Origin of the sequence: Actinosynnema sp. NPDC002837 (genome assembly GCF_040295345.1) — a bacterium.
GTDB lineage: Bacteria > Actinomycetota > Actinomycetes > Mycobacteriales > Pseudonocardiaceae > Actinosynnema.
Genome location: NZ_JBEOVG010000026.1, coordinates 73,436 through 92,056 on the forward strand (window position 1 = coordinate 73,436; position 18,621 = coordinate 92,056).

General features: G+C 71.4%; 15 protein-coding genes. 5 read left to right on the forward strand and 10 right to left on the reverse strand.

Annotation, left to right across the window (positions count from 1 at the left end; translation table 11 throughout):
• The first annotated feature begins 72 nt into the window (after nucleotides 1–72).
• Nucleotides 73–1,131 carry an ATP-dependent DNA ligase gene (locus tag ABTZ99_RS19880; protein WP_498772375.1) on the forward strand — a complete coding sequence of 353 codons (1,059 nt, stop codon included), beginning with the start codon at nucleotides 73–75 and terminating at the stop codon, nucleotides 1,129–1,131.
• A gap of 5 nt (nucleotides 1,132–1,136) precedes the next feature.
• Nucleotides 1,137–2,096 carry a helix-turn-helix transcriptional regulator gene (locus ABTZ99_RS19885; RefSeq protein WP_499612835.1) on the forward strand — a complete coding sequence of 320 codons (960 nt, stop codon included), beginning with the start codon at nucleotides 1,137–1,139 and terminating at the stop codon, nucleotides 2,094–2,096.
• Between the two features lie 4 nt (nucleotides 2,097–2,100).
• On the opposite strand, the gene ABTZ99_RS19890 is transcribed toward ABTZ99_RS19885, so the two are convergent.
• The 4 genes from ABTZ99_RS19890 to ABTZ99_RS19905 all read right to left on the reverse strand — a co-directional run bounded on the left by ABTZ99_RS19890 (nucleotide 2,101) and on the right by ABTZ99_RS19905 (nucleotide 5,041).
• A complete protein-coding gene (locus ABTZ99_RS19890) occupies nucleotides 2,101–2,643 on the reverse strand; it encodes a uracil-DNA glycosylase (RefSeq protein WP_498772371.1) in 543 nt (180 codons plus the stop codon).
• A 135-nt stretch (nucleotides 2,644–2,778) separates the two neighbouring features.
• Complete coding sequence (locus tag ABTZ99_RS19895; RefSeq protein WP_499612837.1) at nucleotides 2,779–3,531, reverse strand: DUF427 domain-containing protein; 753 nt, start codon at nucleotides 3,529–3,531, stop codon at nucleotides 2,779–2,781.
• A complete protein-coding gene (locus ABTZ99_RS19900; RefSeq protein ID WP_498772367.1) occupies nucleotides 3,528–4,130 on the reverse strand; it encodes a DUF305 domain-containing protein in 603 nt (200 codons plus the stop codon). Before ABTZ99_RS19900 ends, ABTZ99_RS19895 begins: the two co-directional genes overlap by 4 nt.
• Nucleotides 4,127–5,041, reverse strand: coding sequence for a DUF1996 domain-containing protein (locus tag ABTZ99_RS19905; RefSeq protein ID WP_498772365.1), 915 nt, complete (start codon nucleotides 5,039–5,041; stop codon nucleotides 4,127–4,129). The genes ABTZ99_RS19900 and ABTZ99_RS19905 overlap by 4 nt, the downstream gene beginning before the upstream one ends.
• A 184-nt stretch (nucleotides 5,042–5,225) precedes the next feature.
• On the opposite strand from ABTZ99_RS19905, the gene ABTZ99_RS19910 reads away from it, so the two are divergent.
• Nucleotides 5,226–7,343, forward strand: a complete 2,118-nt coding sequence (locus tag ABTZ99_RS19910) for a discoidin domain-containing protein (RefSeq protein WP_499612840.1) — start codon at nucleotides 5,226–5,228, stop codon at nucleotides 7,341–7,343.
• 56 nt (nucleotides 7,344–7,399) lie between these two features.
• Here the strand turns inward: ABTZ99_RS19910 and ABTZ99_RS19915 are convergent, their stop codons facing one another.
• The 6 genes from ABTZ99_RS19915 to ABTZ99_RS19940 are packed head-to-tail and all read right to left on the reverse strand — an operon-like array spanning nucleotide 7,400 to nucleotide 14,570.
• Nucleotides 7,400–8,800, reverse strand: coding sequence for a GH1 family beta-glucosidase (locus ABTZ99_RS19915; protein WP_498772361.1), 1,401 nt, complete (start codon nucleotides 8,798–8,800; stop codon nucleotides 7,400–7,402).
• Nucleotides 8,801–8,840: 40 nt separating this feature from the next.
• Complete coding sequence (locus ABTZ99_RS19920) at nucleotides 8,841–9,866, reverse strand: ABC transporter ATP-binding protein (RefSeq protein WP_499612842.1); 1,026 nt, start codon at nucleotides 9,864–9,866, stop codon at nucleotides 8,841–8,843.
• Nucleotides 9,863–10,855 carry an ABC transporter permease gene (locus ABTZ99_RS19925; protein WP_498772357.1) on the reverse strand — a complete coding sequence of 331 codons (993 nt, stop codon included), beginning with the start codon at nucleotides 10,853–10,855 and terminating at the stop codon, nucleotides 9,863–9,865. Before ABTZ99_RS19925 ends, ABTZ99_RS19920 begins: the two co-directional genes overlap by 4 nt.
• A 3-nt stretch (nucleotides 10,856–10,858) precedes the next feature.
• On the reverse strand, nucleotides 10,859–11,839 hold the full coding sequence (locus ABTZ99_RS19930) for an ABC transporter permease (RefSeq protein WP_498772355.1): 981 nt from the start codon (nucleotides 11,837–11,839) through the stop codon (nucleotides 10,859–10,861).
• Nucleotides 11,836–12,915 carry an ABC transporter ATP-binding protein gene (locus ABTZ99_RS19935; RefSeq protein ID WP_499612845.1) on the reverse strand — a complete coding sequence of 360 codons (1,080 nt, stop codon included), beginning with the start codon at nucleotides 12,913–12,915 and terminating at the stop codon, nucleotides 11,836–11,838. Before ABTZ99_RS19935 ends, ABTZ99_RS19930 begins: the two co-directional genes overlap by 4 nt.
• Complete coding sequence (locus tag ABTZ99_RS19940; RefSeq protein ID WP_499612847.1) at nucleotides 12,912–14,570, reverse strand: ABC transporter substrate-binding protein; 1,659 nt, start codon at nucleotides 14,568–14,570, stop codon at nucleotides 12,912–12,914. Before ABTZ99_RS19940 ends, ABTZ99_RS19935 begins: the two co-directional genes overlap by 4 nt.
• A gap of 186 nt (nucleotides 14,571–14,756) precedes the next feature.
• On the opposite strand from ABTZ99_RS19940, the gene ABTZ99_RS19945 reads away from it, so the two are divergent.
• Together ABTZ99_RS19945 and ABTZ99_RS19950 are read left to right on the forward strand one after the other, a co-directional pair.
• Entirely contained in the window at nucleotides 14,757–16,019 is a 1,263-nt protein-coding gene (locus ABTZ99_RS19945; RefSeq protein ID WP_498772349.1) for an ROK family transcriptional regulator, read from the forward strand.
• Nucleotides 16,020–16,095: 76 nt separating this feature from the next.
• The gene (locus ABTZ99_RS19950) at nucleotides 16,096–18,462 is read left to right on the forward strand and encodes a glycoside hydrolase family 3 C-terminal domain-containing protein (protein ID WP_499612849.1); all 2,367 of its coding nucleotides are present in this window, start codon (nucleotides 16,096–16,098) and stop codon (nucleotides 18,460–18,462) included.
• Nucleotides 18,463–18,621: the final 159 nt, after the last annotated feature.

An 18,621-nucleotide genomic window follows, 5' to 3' on the forward strand; every position in this document is an offset into this window, starting at 1 on the left:
GCATTGCGGACAACTTCGGCCCTCGATTCCGCACCACGGTGAATTCCTCCACTTCGAATTACGCTCGGGCCCGTGGACCTCCCCGTGATGCCGCCCGTGCGGCCGATGCTCGCCAAGGCCGTGCACGCGGTGCCGCGCGAGCCCGGGCTCGTCTTCGAGCCGAAGTGGGACGGGTTCCGGTGCGTCGTGTTCCGCGACGGCGAGGAGCTGGAGCTCGGCTCCCGCAACGACCGGCCGTTGACGAGGTACTTCCCCGAGGTGGTGGAGGTGCTGCTGGCGGGGCTGCCGCCGCGGTGCGTGGTGGACGGCGAGATCGTCATCGTCACACCCGACGGGTTGAGCTTCGACCTGCTGCAACTGCGGCTGCACCCGGCCGCGTCGCGGGTGCGCAAGCTGGCCGTCGACACGCCGGCCGCGTTCGTCGCGTTCGACCTGCTCGCGCTGGAGGACCGGGACCTGACCGCGGTGCCGTTCGCCGAACGCCGACGGCTGCTGGAGGGCGTGCTGCGGGACGTGCCGGGGCTGTACCTGACGCCCGCGACGGACGACCCCGACCAGGCCGAGGACTGGTTCACCCGGTTCGAGGGCGCGGGGTTCGACGGCGTGGTGGCCAAGCGGACCGACCTGCCGTACGAGCAGGACAAGCGGGTGATGTGGAAGGTCAAGCACGAGCGGACGGCCGACTGCGTGGTGGCCGGGTTCCGGCCGCACAAGGACGGGGTCGGCGTCGGCTCGCTGCTGCTCGGGCTGTTCGACGACGCGGGTTCGCTGCACCACGTCGGCGTGGCCAGCAGCTTCACCGCCGCGCGCCGCCGTGAGCTGCTGGCGGAGCTGGCGCCGTACCGGGAGGACGCGCTGGCCGACCACCCGTGGGCGGAGTGGGCCGCGATCGACGCCGCCACGCCCGGCGCGCAGAGCCGGTGGAACCCGACCAAGACGCTGACCTGGGAGCCGCTGCGGCCGGAACTGGTCGCCGAGGTGCGCTACGAGCACCTGCAGGCACGGCGGTTCCGGCACACGAGCAGGCTGGTCCGCTTCCGCCCGGACCGCACGCCCGAGTCGTGCACGTACGCCCAGCTCGAGGAAGTCGCGCCGGCGGAGCTGATGGACGTCTTCGGCGTGCGAAGCTAGGTCGGGTGACCGACACCGCGGGCCGGCTGCTCTCCCTGTTGTCCCTGCTCCAGATGCCCCGCGAGTGGCCGGGCAGCGAGCTGGCGCGGCGGCTGGAGGTCAGCCCGCGCACGATCCGCCGCGACGTCGACCGGCTGCGCGAGCTCGGTTACCCGGTCGAGGCGTCGATGGGCGCCGAGGGCGGCTACCGGCTGGTCGCGGGCACGGCGATGCCGCCGCTGCTGCTGGACGACGAGGAGGCCGTGGCGATCGCGGTCGGGTTGCGCACGGCGGCGCGGCAGACCGTGGCGGGCATCGAGGAGGCGTCCCTGCGGGCCATGGCGAAGCTGGAGCAGGTGCTGCCGTCGCGGTTGCGGCGGCGGGTGGCCGCGTTGGGCGCGGCGACCTTGCCGGTGGTGCTCGGCGCCGACGGGGTGACGGTGGACCCCGAGCACCTGACCGTGCTGGCGTCCGCCATCGCGAACCGGGAACGGCTGCGGTTCCGGTACTCGGCGGCGGACGGCGCGGAGAGCAGGCGGCACGTCGAGCCGCTGCACCTGGTGCCGTCCGGGCGGCGCTGGTACCTGGTGGCGTTCGACCCGGAGCGCGACGACTGGCGGTTCTTCCGGGTCGACCGGATGACCGCGCTGTCCCCCACCGGGGCCCGGTTCGCGCCGCGCACCCTGCCCTCCGACGACCCGGCCGCCTACCTGGCGGAGCACATGCTCAGCCGGGCGCCGACCTACACCGCCGTGGCGACGGTCCACCTGCCCGCCCGTGACGTGCGGGCCAGGTTCCCCGGCGCGGACGTCGAGGTCGTCGACGAGCGGACGTGCGTGCTCCGGAACTTCTCGGACACGGTGGAGTACCTCGCGTTCCACCTGGTGCAGCTGGGTTGCGAGTTCGAGGTGCACGAGCCGCCCGAGCTGGTCCGGCACCTGCGCGAGCTGCACGACCGGGTCGGGCGGGCGGTCGGGCGCGGCTGAGCGCTCAGTCGGCCGCCTTGGCCGCCTGCCGACAGGCCTCGACGAGCTGCGGCCACCGGCCCGCCCGGTCGCGGTTGATGGACAGCGGCGACGGGTGGGGCGCGTTGAACACCTTCAGCTTGTGGCCGCGGCCGGACAGCGTCCAGCCCGTGCCCGCGGGCCTGCCCAGCACCACGACCGACTTGAGCGAGGTCAGCATCCGCAGCAGCTCCACCAGGTACGGCACCGCCGCGCGCAGGTCGGCGGGCGACGGCTCGCGGCCGGACAGGTACCAGGGCACCACGTTCCAGCTCAGGCTCACCCGCCGGGACAGGCCCGCCTCGGCCATCGCGGCGAACACGTTGGCCGCGGTCGGGTCGTCGTTGTCCGGCGAGTTGAGGCCCGAGCCCGACGACGCGGGCCCGGGCGACTCCAGCAGCAGCAGGACCTTGGCGTTCACGCCGCCGCTCGCCGGGTCGAACAGCGGCACGTCGGCCTTGCGCTCGGTGGCGATGCGCTGCGCGAACTCCGTCAACTTCGCCAGGTGGGGCGCTTTGAGCAGAGCCATCTTCCGAGCGACGACCACGGGGTTCCGGTGTGCCCTCGGGGTGGAGGGGAAGACGTCCATGGGCGCTAGCGTTCCCGTCTTGATCAGGCACTACCATCCGCCGTCCGGGCGGCGCCCCGGAATCGTGGGAGGCGTTCAGGCGAAGTGGGTGCGCGGCCGCTCCTCCAGGACGCCGTCGACGTAAGTGTCGACCTTCTCGTTGTAGAACGCGACCAGACCCGCGAGCGGCCTGCTCTCCGGCAGCGGGTTGCGGTAGCCCCAGACGACGTTCTCGTGCGTCTGGTCGCCGACGACCACGGACCAGTACTCGGCGGTGCCCTTGTACGGGCAGCTCGTGCTCAGGTCGGTCGACCGCAGGAGGTCCAGCCGGACGTCGGTCATCGGCAGGTAGTAGCGGGCGGGCAGCCCGGTCTCGAACAGGATCACCGGGCGGTGGGAGTTCGCGACCTCGACGCCGCCGACCTCCACCCGGATGTGCCTGCTGCTCTGCAGCGCGTCGACCCTGGTGTAGGGGTCGCGCGGGTGGGCGTAGACCGGCTCGTCCTCCTCGAACCACTCGTCCATCGCGTCCCAGTCCAGCCGGACGAGGCCGCGCAGCGCCTCCAGCGGCGAGTCCGGGTACCGCAGCCCCGCGCCCGCCGCCGACGCCGAGCCGGTCTTCACGTCGAACAACTGGCCGTTGCCCCGGCTGGGCGACCGCTTCACCTCGCCGGTCGCCACCAGGTCAGCCCGGACGTCCTCCGCCGGGAAGTAGTACGTGGGGTAGTAGGGCATCTCCCACACCAGCACCGGCCGCGTGGTGTCCACGACCAGTTCGCCCGCCAGGAAGGCCCGGACACGCTTGGTCCCGGTCTCCACCCGCACCCGTCCGCGTTCCGCAGCACTCATGATTCCGAAACTACGCGCGAGTCCGCCCGGTCGGGAGGCGTCGGGTTTCTCCGGTGTTGCCCAACGTGGCCCGGTGTCGCGGCGGCCAGGCGCTCGGTCTGCGCCGCCCGTGCCGCGCCGATCGACGCCGCCAGGTCGCGGGTCTCCCGGTCCGCGCCGCTGTCCTGCTCGCCGCGCGCGAGCAGCGCCGACTGCTCCAGGTGCTCGCGCAGCTTCGCGGGCAGGCCGGCCGGGTCCAGGCGCAGGCCGGCCAGGTCCGCCTCCGACACCAGGCCGGGCATCTGGTGGCCGGCGTGCGGGTTGTCGCCCGACAGCCCGGCGCGCTCGCGCAACCGCTTGAGCTGGGCCAGCTCCCGCCCGTGCGACTCGGCCAGCTCCGCCGCGAACGGCGCGAGCTCGGGCGGCGCGAGGGCGAGCGCGGGCAGCAGCTGCTCGTTCATCGGGATCATCAGCTGGATCCACGCGGTGTCGGTGGCGTTGAACGGCGACGCCGGGGCCGGCGGCGCGGGGGTCGGCGCCGGCGCGCACGCGGCCAGCACCAGCAGGGCGGCACCCCAGAGCGCTCGGAAGCGCCCCGGGGTGGACGGGATCGTCGTCACCGCGGCAGCCGGTAGTCCGGCCCGAGGGCGGCGCCCCGGTGCGGCTTGTACTGGTCGTACCCGCGCGGGTCGCACTGCAGGCCGCCGTTGACGCAGTGGCTGACCAGCGCCTGCAACGTGGGGCCGTCCCACGCGTTCATGAAGTCGTAGTGCCAGGTGTAGCCGCGTCCGCTGGCCAGCCGCACGCGTGACATGTCGCCCGACACCGGGAAGGCGATCTTGAACTCCAGCATCGGCACGGGCACCGGGTGCGTGGCCGGGCACACGAGCGTCGCCCGGTCCGGGTACGCCATGTGCGACTTGTGGTCCGCCGAGTCGAGGTCGCGCCCGTTCCAGCAACTCGGGGCCTGGTAGCGGACGTTGAGCTGGCTGCCCGGCGGGCAGTAGGACGGGAAGTCCCAGTTGTGGGCGCTGTTGCCGCACTCCCAGCCCTCGACCGCGCCGGGCGCGGTGCGGAACTGCTCCTGCGTCGCCGTGGGGCTGCCCACCACGAACCGGATCCCGGCCGGGAACGACCGGACCTCCTGGTACTTCAGGATCCCCGACTTGTAGTAGATGACCTGGGGGAAGTCGGGCACGACCAGCTGGTCGCCGTTGTAGAGCGAGGGGAACCAGTACGCCGACTTGTCGTCCGGGGTCTTGCAGTTGGTCTGCCCGGCCTTCAGCGACGCGGTGGTGCTGCTCGCGTTGGTGGAGCTGTTGCCCAAGAACGTGTGCATGTGCGACGCGCCGGGCAGCCCGGGGAAGACGATCGGGTCGTCCGGCCGGTGCGCGGTGACCGAGCAGTTGGCCTGGAACTCGTGGTGCGTGACCAGCTCATCGGCCTGGGCCGGTTGGGTGACGACCGTCAGGGCGGTCGCGAGTAGGCCGGCCGCGGCGGTCGCGGCCAGGGTGCGGAGTGTTCGGGACACCTTTGTCCTCCTGCCGACGTGGGAACGTGGCTGGGAGAGCGCTCTCCCGATTGAGGTTGCCCGCCCGCCACCGAGGTGTCAAGGGGCGGCGCATTGACAGATCCGTAGTCAGTTCGTAACACTTCAAGCCGGGTTGAGAGAGCGCTCTCCCGCACCTCGATCCGACAATCCGGCAGGAGACGCCATGCACCGCCTCCGATCCGTCAGCACGGCACTCGCGCTGCTCATAGGACTCGCCGTGGTCCCGGGCACCGCGAACGCCGCACCCGTGCTGCTCTCCCAGGGCAAGCCGGCCACGGCGTCCTCGACCGAGGGCGCGGGCACACCCGCGTCGGCGGCCGTGGACGGCAACGCCGGCACCAGGTGGGCCAGCGCGTGGAGCGACCCGCAGTGGCTGCGGGTGGACCTCGGCGCCGCCTCGACCCTCAGCCGCGTCGAGCTCGACTGGGAAGCCGCGTACGCCACCTCGTTCCAGGTCCAGGTCTCCGCCGACGGCAACGCCTGGACCACCGTGCACACCACGACCGCCGGCACGGGCGGCAAGCAGGGCTTCGCCGTCACCGGGTCGGGCCGGTACGTCCGCGTCTACGGCACCCAGCGCGCCAACGGCTACGGCTACTCCCTGTGGGAGTTCCGCGTCTTCGGCACGCAGGGCGACACTCCCCCGCCGGGCACGGGCGTGCACGTCACCGGCTCCCAAGGCAACTGGCAGCTCGTGGTGGACGGTCAGCCGTGGACGGTGAAGGGCCTCACCTGGGGCCCGCCGGCGGCGGACGCGGCCCGGTACATGCCGGAGCTGAAGTCCATGGGCGTCAACACGTTGCGCACCTGGGGCACCGACGGTTCCACCAGGCCCCTGCTGGACGCGGCGGCGGCCAACGGCATCAGGGTGATGAACGGCTTCTGGTTGCAGCCCGGCGGCGGCCCCGGTTCCGGCGGCTGCGTCGACTACGTCACCGACGCCACCTACAAGTCCGACATGCTCAACACCATCCGGCAGTGGGTGACCACCTACAAGGACCACCCCGGCGTGCTCATGTGGAACGTCGGCAACGAGTCCATCCTGGGCCTGCAGAACTGCTACTCCGGCGCGGAGCTGGAGAACCAGCGCGTCGCGTACGCCAAGTACGTCAACGAGGCCGCGCGCGCCATCCACGCCGTCGACGCCAACCACCCCGTCACCAACACCGACGCGTGGACCGGCGCGTGGACCTACCTCAAGGCGCACGCGCCCGACCTCGACCTGTACTCGGTGAACTCCTACGGCAACGTGTGCCAGGTCCGGCAGGACTGGATCAACGGCGGCCACACCAAGCCGTACATCCTCACCGAGGCCGGCCCGGCCGGCGAGTGGGAGGTGCCCGACGACGTCAACGGCGTGCCCAGCGAGCCGACGGACGTGCAGAAGCGGGACGGCTACACCAGGGCGTGGGACTGCATCACCGGGCACGCCGGGGTGTCGTTCGGCGGGACGTTGTTCCACTACGGCACGGAGTACGACTTCGGCGCGGTGTGGTTCAACCTGACCCCGGCGGGCAAGAAGCGGCTGTCGTTCTACGCGGTGCAGCGGGCGTTCGGCGGCGCGAGCCCGGCCAACACCCCGCCGGTGATCACCGCGATGAACCTGCCGACCAGCGTCCCGGCCGGCGCGCGGCTGACCGTCGACGTGGCCGTGAGCGACCCGAACGGCGACCCGATCACCTGGTCGGCGGCGTTCAACAGCAAGTACGTCGACAACAGCGGCGGCCTGGGCTTCACGCCCGTGCAGGTCGACGGCAACCGGCTGACCGTCACCGCGCCCGATCGGCTCGGGGTGTGGAAGGTGTACGTGATGGCCGAGGACGGCCGCGGCAACATCGGCATCGAGACGAAGTCGGTGCGGGTGGTCGCGCCGCAGCCGGCGGGCGTGAACGTGGCGCGGGGCAAGCCGACCGCGGCGTCGTCCTACCAGCAGGTGGGCGACGGCGCGCCGTTCCCGCCGGCCAACGCCGTGGACGGCAACGCGGGCACCCGCTGGGCCACCGACTGGTCCGACCCGCAGTGGTTGCGGGTCGACCTCGGCGCGGTGACCACGTTCCAGCACGTGCAGCTGGTGTGGGAGGGCGCGTACGGCCGGGCGTACGAGATCCAGGTGTCCGACGACGGCGCCACCTGGCGTCCGGTGTACGGCACCACGACCGGCAACGGCGGCGTCGACTCGATCGACGTCACGGCGACCGGCCGGTACGTGCGGCTGCACGCCACGCAGCGCGGCACCGGGTGGGGCTACTCGCTCTACGAGCTCGGCGTCTACCGGCGCTGACGGAAAAAGCCGAAGGGCCGGAGGGAGAACTCCCCTCCGGCCCTTCGGCCGTTCCATCAGCTGCCCCGGACGCGGCGAATCGTGTCCCGGTACCACAGCGCGCTGCTCTTCAGGGTGCGGACCTGGGTGTCGTAGTCCACGTGCACCAGGCCGAACCGCTTGTCGTAGCCGTAGGACCACTCGAAGTTGTCCATCAGCGACCATGCGAAGTACCCGCGCACGTCCGCGCCCGCCGTGCGGGCCTTGGCCACGGCGGCGATGTGCGACTCCAGGTAGGCGGTGCGGTCGTCGTCCTGCACGAAACCGCTGTCGTCTGCCTTGTCGTCGAACGCGGCGCCGTTCTCCGTGATGACCATCGGCACGCCCGGGTACTCCTCACCGATCTGCACGAGCAGGTTGGTGAAGCCCTCGGGCACGATCTCCCAGTCCATCGCGGTGACCGGGCGGCCGTAGCGGACCTCCCGGCAGACCGGCACGCCGTCGGCGTCGGCGGTGTTGCCGTCCTCGTCCACGCCGGAGAACTTCGAGCTGGAGTAGTAGTTCACGCCCAGCACGTCGATGGGCTGCTTGATGACCTCCAGGTCGCCCGGCTCCTCGGGGATCTTCACCCCGCGCGCGGCCAGGTCGTCCACCACGTCGGCCGGGTAGTGGCCGCGCACCAGCGGGTCGAGGTAGATCCGGCGGGACAGGCCGTCCGCGCGGCGGGCCGCGTCGTGGTCGGCCGCGCTGTCGGTGGCGGGGCTCGCGTGGCTCATGTTGAGCGTGATGCCGAACTCCATCGGCTCGGTGGCCGCCTCGCGCATCCGCCGGGTGGCCAGGCCGTGGCCCAGCAGCAGGTGGTGCACGGCGTGGATGGCGGCCTCGAAGTCCTGCCTGCCGGGCGCCTGGCGGCCCTCGTAGTAGCCGAGCATCGCCGAGCACCACGGCTCGTTGAGCGTGGTCCAGTGGCGCACCCGGTCCGACAGCGCGTCGAAGACGAGCATCGAGTAGTCGGCGAACCGGTAGGCGGTGTCGCGCACCGGCCAGCCGCCCGCGTCCTCCAGCTCCTGCGGCAGGTCCCAGTGGTAGAGCGTGACCCACGGGGTGATGCCCTTGCCGAGCAGCTCGTCGACCAGCCGGTCGTAGAACGCCATGCCGGGCGCGTTGACCGGGCCCTTGCCGCCCGGCTGCACGCGCGGCCACGCGACGGAGAACCGGTAGGTGTCCACGCCGAGGGAGCCGATCAGCGCGACGTCCTCGGGCATGCGGTGGTAGTGGTCGCACGCGATGTCGCCGTTGTCGGCGTTGTGCACCATGCCGGGTGTGCGGCAGTAGGTGTCCCAGATGGATGGTCCCCGACCGTCTTCCTCGTGGGCCCCCTCGATCTGGTACGCGGAAGTCGCCACGCCCCAGCGGAACGAGGCGGGCAGGGTGTCGATCGCGGGGTCGAGCCCGACGGTCGGCGCCGTGGTGTCCATTGATCTCCTCTGGAGTCGGAACCCGTTGTCGTGAACGGGTTCAGAGCCCGTTGTCGTGAACGGGGTGCAGCCAGCAGGCCACGGTGCGGTCGGCGGGCCCCTCGTGTGCCGCGTGGTTCTTCTCGGGGGGAACGCCGAGCACCGGGACCTCCACACCGCAACGCTCCATTGCGTGCGGACAGCGTGGGTGGAACGCGCAGCCCGCGGGCATGGCGCGCAGGTCGGGCGGTGAGCCGGGGATGCCGGTCAGCTCGCGCTTCGGTCCGCGCAGCGCGGGGAACGAGTTGAGCAGGCCGTGGCTGTAGGGGTGCAGCGGGTCGCGGTAGAGGTCGACCGAGGCCGCCTCCTCCACGATCCGACCGCCGTACATGATCGCGATCCGGTCGGAGAACTCGACCAGCAGCGACAGGTCGTGGGTGATGAACACGACCGAGAACCCGAGCCGTTCCCGCAGCTCGACGAGCTGGCGCAGGATCTGCCGCTGCACCACCACGTCCAGCGCGGTGGTCGGCTCGTCCATGATGACGACCTTCGGCTCCAGGGCCAGCGCCATGCCGATCATCACGCGCTGCCGCATGCCGCCCGAGAGCTGGTGCGGGTAGCTGTCCAGCCGGTCGGCGGAGATGCCGACCAGGTGCAGCAGCTCGCGGGCGCGGGCCAGCCGGGACGCGCCGCTGCCGCGCGGGTCGTGCGCCTTGATCACGTCGGTGAGCTGGGTGGAGATCCGGTGCACCGGGTTGAGCGAGTTCATCGCGCCCTGGAACACGATCGCGGTCTCGGCCCACCGGAACCTCCGCAGCGCGGCGTGGTCCATCCGGAGCACGTCGACCGGGTCGCCGCCGTCGGGGTGGTAGAGCACCTCGCCGCCGGTGATCACGCCCGGAGGTGGCAGGAGCCTGGTCAGGCCGTAGGCCAGGGTCGACTTGCCGCTGCCGCTCTCGCCGGCGAGGCCGAGGACCTCGCCCCGGTGCAGCGTGAGGTCCACGTCGCGGATCGCGTGCACGGCCTCCTCGCCGAGGCCGTAGTCCACGTTCAGGCCGCGGATCTCCAGCACCGCGTCGGTCACGGCGTCTCCCTTCCCTCGGACCGGGCCTTCGTCGCGAGGACCGGCGTGAAGCCGACCCGCATCCGGACCGTGTGGCCGTCGGCGGTCTTGACGTTGGTCTTGCCGCCGCCGCGCAGGCGCGGGCTGACGAACTCGTCGATGCCGAAGTTCACCAGCGACAGGGCGGTGCCCAGCAGCGCGATGGCCAGGCCCGCGGGGACGAACCACCACCACGCGCCCTGAGCGAGGGCCTGCTGGCTCTGCGCCCAGTACAGGACGGTGCCCCAGTTCCAGTCGCCGCCCGCGCCGATGCCGATGAACGCCAGCGTGATCTCCAGGGTCACCGCGAAGATGACCGTGCCGACGAAGCCGGAGGCGATGACCGCGGTGAGGTTGGGCAGGATCTCGAACAGGATGATCCGCCACGTCTTCTCGCCGGTCGCCCGCGCGGCCTCCACGTAGTCGCGGCCGCGCAGCGACAGCGTCTGCGCGCGGAGCACGCGTGCGCCCCAGGCCCACGAGGTGAGGCCGATGACCAGGGCGATGGTGAGCGTGCCCGTCTCCGGCAGCGTCGACGTGATGATGATCATCAGCGGCAGCGCCGGGAGCACCAGGAACACGTTGGACAGCGCGGAGAGCGCCTCGCTGCCCGCGCCCGCCAGGTAGCCGGACGTGACGCCGACCAGGATCGACAGGATCGTGGCCACGACGCCCGCGACGAAGCCGACGACCATGACGCTGCGCGTGCCGACCACGACCTGGCTGAAGATGTCCTGGCCGAGGTGGGTGGTGCCGAACCAGTGCGCGGCCGACGGCGCCTGGAGCAGGTCGTTGCCGCGCCCGGACGGGTCGTAGGGCGCGATCCACGGCCCGATGATCGCGACCAGGGCGAAGAAGCCCAGGATGACCAGGCCGACGGTGGCCTTGGGGTTGGCCACGAACCGCAGCCTGCGGCGCTTCACGGGCGCGGCGACCGGGGTGGCGGTCCCGGTGGTGGGAACCACGGTCACGGCTCAGCCCTCCCGTCGGGTGCGCGGGTCGAGCGCGAGGTAGGCCACGTCGGCGAGGAAGTTCGCCAGCAGCACGGACAGCGTGATGATCAGGAAAATCCCTTGCATGAGCGGGTAGTCCTTGGCGCCGACGGCCTGGAACAGCTGCAGGCCCAGGCCCGGGTAGGAGAACACGATCTCCACCAGCAGCGTGCCGCCGACGATGAAGCCGAGCGACAGCGCGAAGCCGGAGACGTTCGGCAGCAGCGCGTTGCGCGCCGCGTAGGACAGCATCACGCGCCGGTCGGACAGGCCCTTGGCGTGCGCGACGGTCACGTAGTCCTCGGAGGCCACCGTGACCATCATGTTGCGCATGGACAGGATCCAGCCCGCCATGGACGAGATCAGGATGGTGAACGCGGGCAGGATGCCGTGCCGCAGCACGCTGCCGACGAACTCCAGGTCCGGGTTGGGCACCAGGCCGTTGTCGTAGGCGCCGGAGGCGGGGAAGAAGCTGTCCGGGCCGGTCAGCAGCGCGATCGCGATGAGGCCGAGCCAGAAGTACGGGATGGACGACACGAACGTGGTCACCGGGATCAGCGCGTCGGCCCACGAGCCGCGCCGCCAGCCGATGCCGGTGCCCAGCGCGGTGCCGATGAGGAAGCCGAGCACGGTGGTGATGCCGACCAGCCCGAGCGTCCACGGCAGGCCGTCGCCGAGCACCTGCGACACCGGCGACGGGAAGTAGGTGAACGACAGGCCGAGGTCGCCGCCGAGCAGCTGGCCCAGGTAGGTGAAGTACTGCTCGACCAGGCTCGCGTCCTTGTCCAGCCCGAACAGCACGTACAGCGACTGCACGGCCTCGGTGGTCATCTGGCCGCGCGACCGCGTGATCAGCGCCTGCACCGGGTCGCCGGGGATGACGCGCGGGATGAAGAAGTTGATGGTGATCGCGGCCCACGCGGTGAACAGGTAGAACGCGATCCGCTTGAGGAGGTAGCTCACGGCGCCTCCAGGACGCGGAGCGCGACCTTGTCACCGTCGGACAGGCCGTCGCCGTAGAGCCAGCAGGCCGCGAAGTGCGCGTCCCCGTCGCCGATGGCGAACCGCGGCGGGACCTTCTCCGCGCAGACCTTCATGGCGGACGGGCACCGCGGGTTGAACCGGCAGCCGTCGGGCGGGTTGATCAGCGACGGGGGCTCGCCCGTGCCGCCGTCCTTCTCCTGCGCGGCGGGCCGGTCGGGGTCCGGCGCGGAGTCGATCAGCAGCTGCGTGTACGGGTGCGCGGGCCGTTGGGTCACGGTCTCGCTGTCGCCGCCCTCGACCACGCGGCCGGCGTACATCACGAACGTCTCGTCGGCGAAGTAGCGGGCCGACGCGATGTCGTGGGTGATGTAGAGGATCGCGAGGTGCAGGCGTTCCTTGAGGTCGCGCAGCAGGTTCAGCACGCCGAGCCGGATCGAGACGTCCAACATGGACACCGGTTCGTCGGCCAGCAGCACCTCGGGGTCGGCGCCGAGGGCGCGCGCGATGGCCACGCGCTGGCGCTGGCCGCCGGACAGCTCGTGCGGGAACTTGTCCACGTACCGCTCGGGCGGGGTGAGCTGCACGCGGGTCAGCAGGTGGGCCAGCGCCTCCTCCAGCTCCCGCGGCGTCTTGCCCGCGTTGCCGTGGATCTTCAGCGCGCGGGTCAGGTGGTAGCGCACGGTGTGCACGGGGTTCAGCGAGGCGAACGGGTCCTGGAAGATCATCTGGACGCGCTTGCTGTACGCCCGGAAGCGCTTGCCGCCCTTGGTCTTGACCGGCTCGCCGCGCAGCCGGATCGAGCCGGAGGTCTGGGGGTAGAGCTGCGCCAGCAGGCGGGCCACCGTCGACTTGCCCGAGCCGGACTCGCCGACCAGCGCGGTGACCCGGCCGCGGTGCAGCCTGAGCGTCACGTCCTCGACCGCGCGCACCGAGCGCACCGTCCGGGACAGCAGCTCTCGCCCGCGTTTGCGGACCGGGAAGTGCTTGGTCAGGCCATCGGCCTCCAGGACCACCTCAGTGGTCCCGGAGGCCGACGGTGCGGTGCTCGTCGTCATGCGGCCGGCTTCAGGTGCAGGACGACGTCGAGCGCGTTCTCCAGCGTGGGCTGCAGCGGCGCGTACTGGTTGGACTGGTCGGGCCAGCCCACCCAGTTCTTGGTGCTGTACTGGCCGCCCGCGTTCGCCGCGGAGGTGATGGCGACCGGCATGTCCCGCACGTGGATCTGCTGGATCTTGTGCAGGGCCGCGGTGCGCGCCGCGTCGTCGGCGGCGTTGGCGTACTCGTTGAGCAGCGCGGTCGCCTCGGGGTTCTCGTAACGGCCGTAGTTGCCGTTGATGCCGCCCTCGCCGATCGGCTTGTACAGCGCGCCGTTCATGATGTTCTCGTAGATGTCGTACGGCGTCGGACCGTTGTTGGTCCAGTGCAGCGCGGCCTGGAAGTCACCGGTGTCGAGCGCCTTGCTCCACGCGTCGGCGTTCGGCAGGTCGACCGTGGCCTCGATGCCGATCTCGGACACGTTGTCCTTGATGATCTCCAGGTTCGTCACGTAGTCCGACCAGCCGGACGGCACGGTCATCTTCAGCGTGACGGGCTGGCCCGACGGGTCCTTGAGCTTGTCGCCGTCGAAGGTGAAGCCGGCGGCGGTCAGCTCCTTCTTGGCGGCCTCCACGTCGACCGTGACGATCTTGTCCTTGAACTCCGGCGCGATGTAGGAGTCGCCGGCGGGCGTCGGGATGCCGGTGATGTTGTCGACCTTCGGGTAGAAGTACCCCGCCTCACCCTGCATGAAGATGTCGTCCCGGTTGATCACCATGTTGACCGCGCGGCGCAGGGCCGGGTTGTCCCACGGCGCGACCTTGGTGTTGAACCACAGGCCGTGGATGCCGAGCACCGGCGGGAAGTAGAGCTTGTAGTGCTCGGGGTCCTTCGAGGTGTAGACGGCCTCGTAGTTCGGGATGAACACGAAGCTCCACTCGGCCGCGCCGGTGGCGAGGGCCGTGGTCTGCGCGTTGTTGTCGCTGTAGGAGGTGTAGCGGACCTCCTTGACCTTCGGCAGCTCCTGCCAGTACGAGTCGCGCACGGTCAGGGTGACGGTCTGCGGCGTGAACGACTTGAGCGTGTACGGGCCGCTGCCGACCGGGCTCTTGACCGTGTCCGTGCTCGGGTTCGCGATCGTCGACCAGATGTGCTTGGGCACGATCAGCTGCTCGAGGATCTTCTTCTGGTTGACGAACTGCGACCTCGGGAACTCGACCTCGACCTTGCTCCCGGAGGCGGTGACCTTGTCGTAGGGGACGGAGTCGACGTTCAGGCCGGGGTTCTTCTTCAGCAGCTCGAAGGTGAACGCCACGTCCTCGGCGGTCAGCGGCTTGCCGTCCGACCACGTCGCGCCGTCGCGGATGGTCAGGCTCAACTTGTGGAAGTTCTCGGTCCACTCCCAGTCCGTGGCCAGCCACGGCTTGGGCTTCTCCGCGGGCTTGGTCTCGTTGACCATGGCCAGCGGCTCGAAGAGCAGCCGGCGGTAGCCGAGCGAGCTGGCCGCGGACGTGTTGAGGAACGGGTTGTTGTTCTCGGTCTGCGGACCGTTCGGCATGCCGACGTTCAGCACGCCTTCGTTCGCGCTGTTCGCGCCGGGGTTCGAGGTCGAACAGGCTGCCGAGAACAGCAGTGCTGCCGCGACGGCGAGGGCGGACGTTCGCCTGAGTCGCATGGGTTCTCCTTGTCGGGCGGGGGAAGGGCGAGCGCTCGGGAGTGCGGGCCGCGCGTGCCATCGCGGCTGGGACGCTGGGCGCGTCCTCGTGTCGATGCAGACTCAACCCCGGTGAGCCAAGTCACGTCAATCACGAACAGGTTACAAACTTAGACTAATTTTAAGTCGCAAACTAAGGTCCGTGGCGTGGCACCGAAGCGCACCACCGTCCGCGACCTGCGTCGGCAGAACCGTTCGACCCTGCTGTCGACGCTGTTCTTCGACGGGCCGTTGAGCAGGTACGAGCTGTCCCGGCTGTCCGGGCTGTCGGCGGCGACGGTGTCCAACGTGACCGGCGAGCTGGTCGACGACGGGCTCGTGGTCGAGGCCGGTTCGGTGGACTCCGACGGCGGCCGGCCGCGCGTGCTGCTGCGCGTGAACCCCGCGTTCGCGCACGTGGTCGGGGTCGACGTCGGCGAGACCGGGATCAAGGTCGAGCTGTTCGACCTGGCGCTGACCCAGCTGGCCGCCCTCGACCACGCCCTGTCGCCCTCGTCGCCCGCCGCGGTGGCGTCGTTGATCGCGTCGTCGGTCCGGGACGTGGTCGCCGCGGCGGGCGTGCCGGCGTCGACCGTGCTCGGGGTCGGGATCGGCGTACCCGGGACGGTGGAGCAGGGCGCGACCGCGGTCGTGCACGCGCCCACCATCGGGTGGGACGGCGTGCGACTGGAGGAGCTGGTCGCGTCGGCGTCCTCCTCCGCCTGGCCGCTGTACGTGGAGAACGGGGCGAAGACGCAGGGCCAGGCGGAGATGTGGTTCGGCGCGGGACGGGGCGCCAAGCACGTCGTCATAGCCCTCATCGGCTCCGGTGTCGGCGCGGCGGTCGTCACCGACGGCGGGGTCTACCGGGGCGCCACCAGCTCGGCAGGCGAGTGGGGCCACACGACCATCGTCTACGGCGGCCGGCCGTGCCGGTGCGGCGCGTTGGGCTGCTTGGAGGCCTACGTGGGCGCCGAGGGCATCCTCGACCGGTACCGCAAGGCACGGGGACGTGAGCTGCCGGCGGGTGACGAGCAGTCGACCGTGGCGGCCCTGATCGACGCCGCGCCCCGCTCCAAGACCGCCGCCCGCGTGCTCGAGGAGACCGCCGGCTACCTGGGCGCGGGCATCGCCAACCTGGTGAACCTGTTCAACCCGGAGCGGATCGTCCTGGGCGGCTGGGCCGGGCTGGCGCTGGGCGCGCACCAGCTGGACCGGATCGTGGCGGCCACCCGCGCGCACGCCCTGCGGCACCCGTACGAGCAGATCTCGATCGAGCTGGGCCGCCTGGGCCCGGACGCCGTCGCCGTCGGCGCGGCCACCCTCCCCGTCGCCGCCCTCCTGGACCGCGCCGCCGACCCGCGCAAGCCGTCCGCGCCCGAGCTGAGCGTCGAACTCGGCGTGCCCGACCGCCGGACGCGCGCGTTCTGACCGCAAGTGGTTGACAGAGCGGGCCGGGTGGCCTGACGCTGGGCGGGAGAGCGCTCTCCGAGGCAAGGGGTTGGGTGTGGACGAGCCGGATCTGGGTCTGCTGGTCGGCAAGTTGGACGTGACGCGCAAGGTCCGGCTGCTGACCGGCGCCACGGGGTGGCGGACGCACGAGGAGCCGGACATCGGCCTGCGGTCCATCGTGGTGTCGGACGGGCCGATCGGCGTGCGCGGCCAGGGTTGGGACGAGCGCAGCACCTCGCTCGCGCTGCCCTCCCCCACCGCGCTGGCCGCCACCTGGGACGTCGACCTGGTGCGGAGGCTGGGCGTGCTGCTGGCGGCCGAGGCGCGGCGCAAGGGCGTCGACGTGCTGCTCGCGCCCACGCTCAACCTGCACCGCTCGCCGTTCGCCGGCCGGCACTTCGAGTGCTACTCCGAAGACCCGCTGCTCACCGGCCGCATCGGCGCGGCCTACATCACCGGCGTGCAGAGCGGCGGGGTGGCGGCCACCGCCAAGCACTACGTGGCCAACGACTCCGAGACCGAGCGCATGACGCTCGACGCCGAGGTCGACGATCGCACCCTGCACGAGGTCTACCTGGTCCCGTTCGAGGCCGCCGTCGAAGCGGGCGTGTGGGTGGTGATGTCGGCCTACAACGGCGTCAACGGCGTCACCATGTCGGAGAACCCGCTGCTGGACGAGCCGCTCAAGGGCTCCTGGGGCTTCGACGGCCTGGTCGTCTCCGACTGGGGCGCGATCCGGTCCACCGCGCCGTCCGCGCGGGCGGCCCAGGACCTCGCCATGCCCGGCCCGGAGAGCCCGTGGAACGACCTGGCCGCCGCCGTCGAGAACGGCGAGGTGCCGGAGAGCGCGCTGGACCTGAAGGTCGAACGGCTGCTCCGCCTGGCCTCAAGAGTCGGCGCCCTCAACGGCGCCACCGCCCGGAGACCCCACGTCGACGCCCCGCTGGACCTGCTGCGCGAAGCCGTCGCCGCGAGCACCGTGCTGCTGCGAAACGACGGCGTCCTCCCGCTCACGCCCGGCACCAAGGTCGCCGTCCTCGGCCCCAACGCCGCCACCGCCCGCATCCAGGGCGGCGGCAGCGCGGGCGTCTACCCCGAGTCGGTCGTGTCGTTCCTGGACGGCCTCCACGAGGTCGCCGAGGTCGTGCACACCGCCGGCGTCCGCCTCCAGGACCGCCCCGCGCCCCTGACCACCGCCAACACCCGGCACCCGCACCACGGCGAGCCGGGCGTGCTGGTCCGCCTCCTCGACGCCGACGACGCCGAGCTGTCCGCCGAACACCGGTTCCTGGGCCGCATCCTCGAAGTGCCCCTCGTCGACGGCGCCCGCACCGTCGAGATCCACGGCAGGCTCGACGTGGACGTGACCGGCGACTGGACGATCTCCGCCGCCGGTTTCGGCCGCCTCACCGTCGACCTGGACGGCGCCCGCCTGATCGACGACGACGTCCCGCTCGACACGGACGACCCGGCCGTCATCCACCTCACCCCGCCGTACCGACAAGCCACCGCGCACCTCCGAGCAGGTACGACGGTCGACCTCGTCGCACGCCGCGAGCTGCGTGACCACACCGGCACCGCCACCGTCCTCGCCGCCGACCCACCACGCCTGAGCGCCGACGACGAACTGGCCCGTGCGGTCGGATTGGCCCGCACCAGCGACGTCGCGGTGGTCGTCGTCGGCACCACGGACGAGATCGAGAGCGAAGGCTTCGACCGCACGTCACTCGCCCTGCCCGGCCGTCAGGACGAGCTGGTGCGCGCCGTGCGCGCGGTGAACGACCGCACGGTGGTCGTCGTCAACTCCGGCGGCCCGGTCGAGTTGCCGTGGCGCGACGAGGTCGCCGCCGTCCTGCTGACCTGGTTCCCGGGCCAGGAAGCCGGCCACGGCCTTGCCAACGTGCTCTTCGGCCTCCGCGAGCCGGGCGGCCGACTACCGACCACCTGGCCCGCCACCCAGCAGGACCTGCCCGTCTCGAACGTCCGACCGGACCACGGCGTCCTGCGCTACGACGAGGGCCTCCACCTCGGCTACCGCGCCTGGCACCGCGCCAAGGCCAACCCCGCCTACTGGTTCGGCCACGGCCTCGGCTACACCACCTGGGCCTACGAAGCCGCCGCCACCACCGAATCGGGCCTCCGCGTCCGCCTCCGCAACACCGGCACCCGCCCCGGCCGTGAGGTCGTGCAGGTCTACGTGACCCGACCGGACAGCGCCATCGGCCGCCCCAACCGCCAACTGGCCGCCTGGACCACCGCCACCGCAACCCCGGGTGAAGCCGTCGAGGTGGACATCCCCATCCCCCAACGCGCCTACCAACACTGGACCACCACCGGCTGGACCACCGAACCAGGCCCCTTCACCCTGCTGATCGGCCCCTCCTCCGGCAACACCCCCCTCACCCTCCACCACCACCTCTGACCCCAACCACCCCCCAATCCCCTCTCCCAACCACCCACAACGGCACCACAACGGACCCGGAACCGCCGCACCCAGGCCCGATTTGACATGGGTTCGGGTGCCATAGGCTGGTCGAAGCCGGGCAGGCCTGGCGGACGCTTTTCCCGCCAGGCCTGCCCG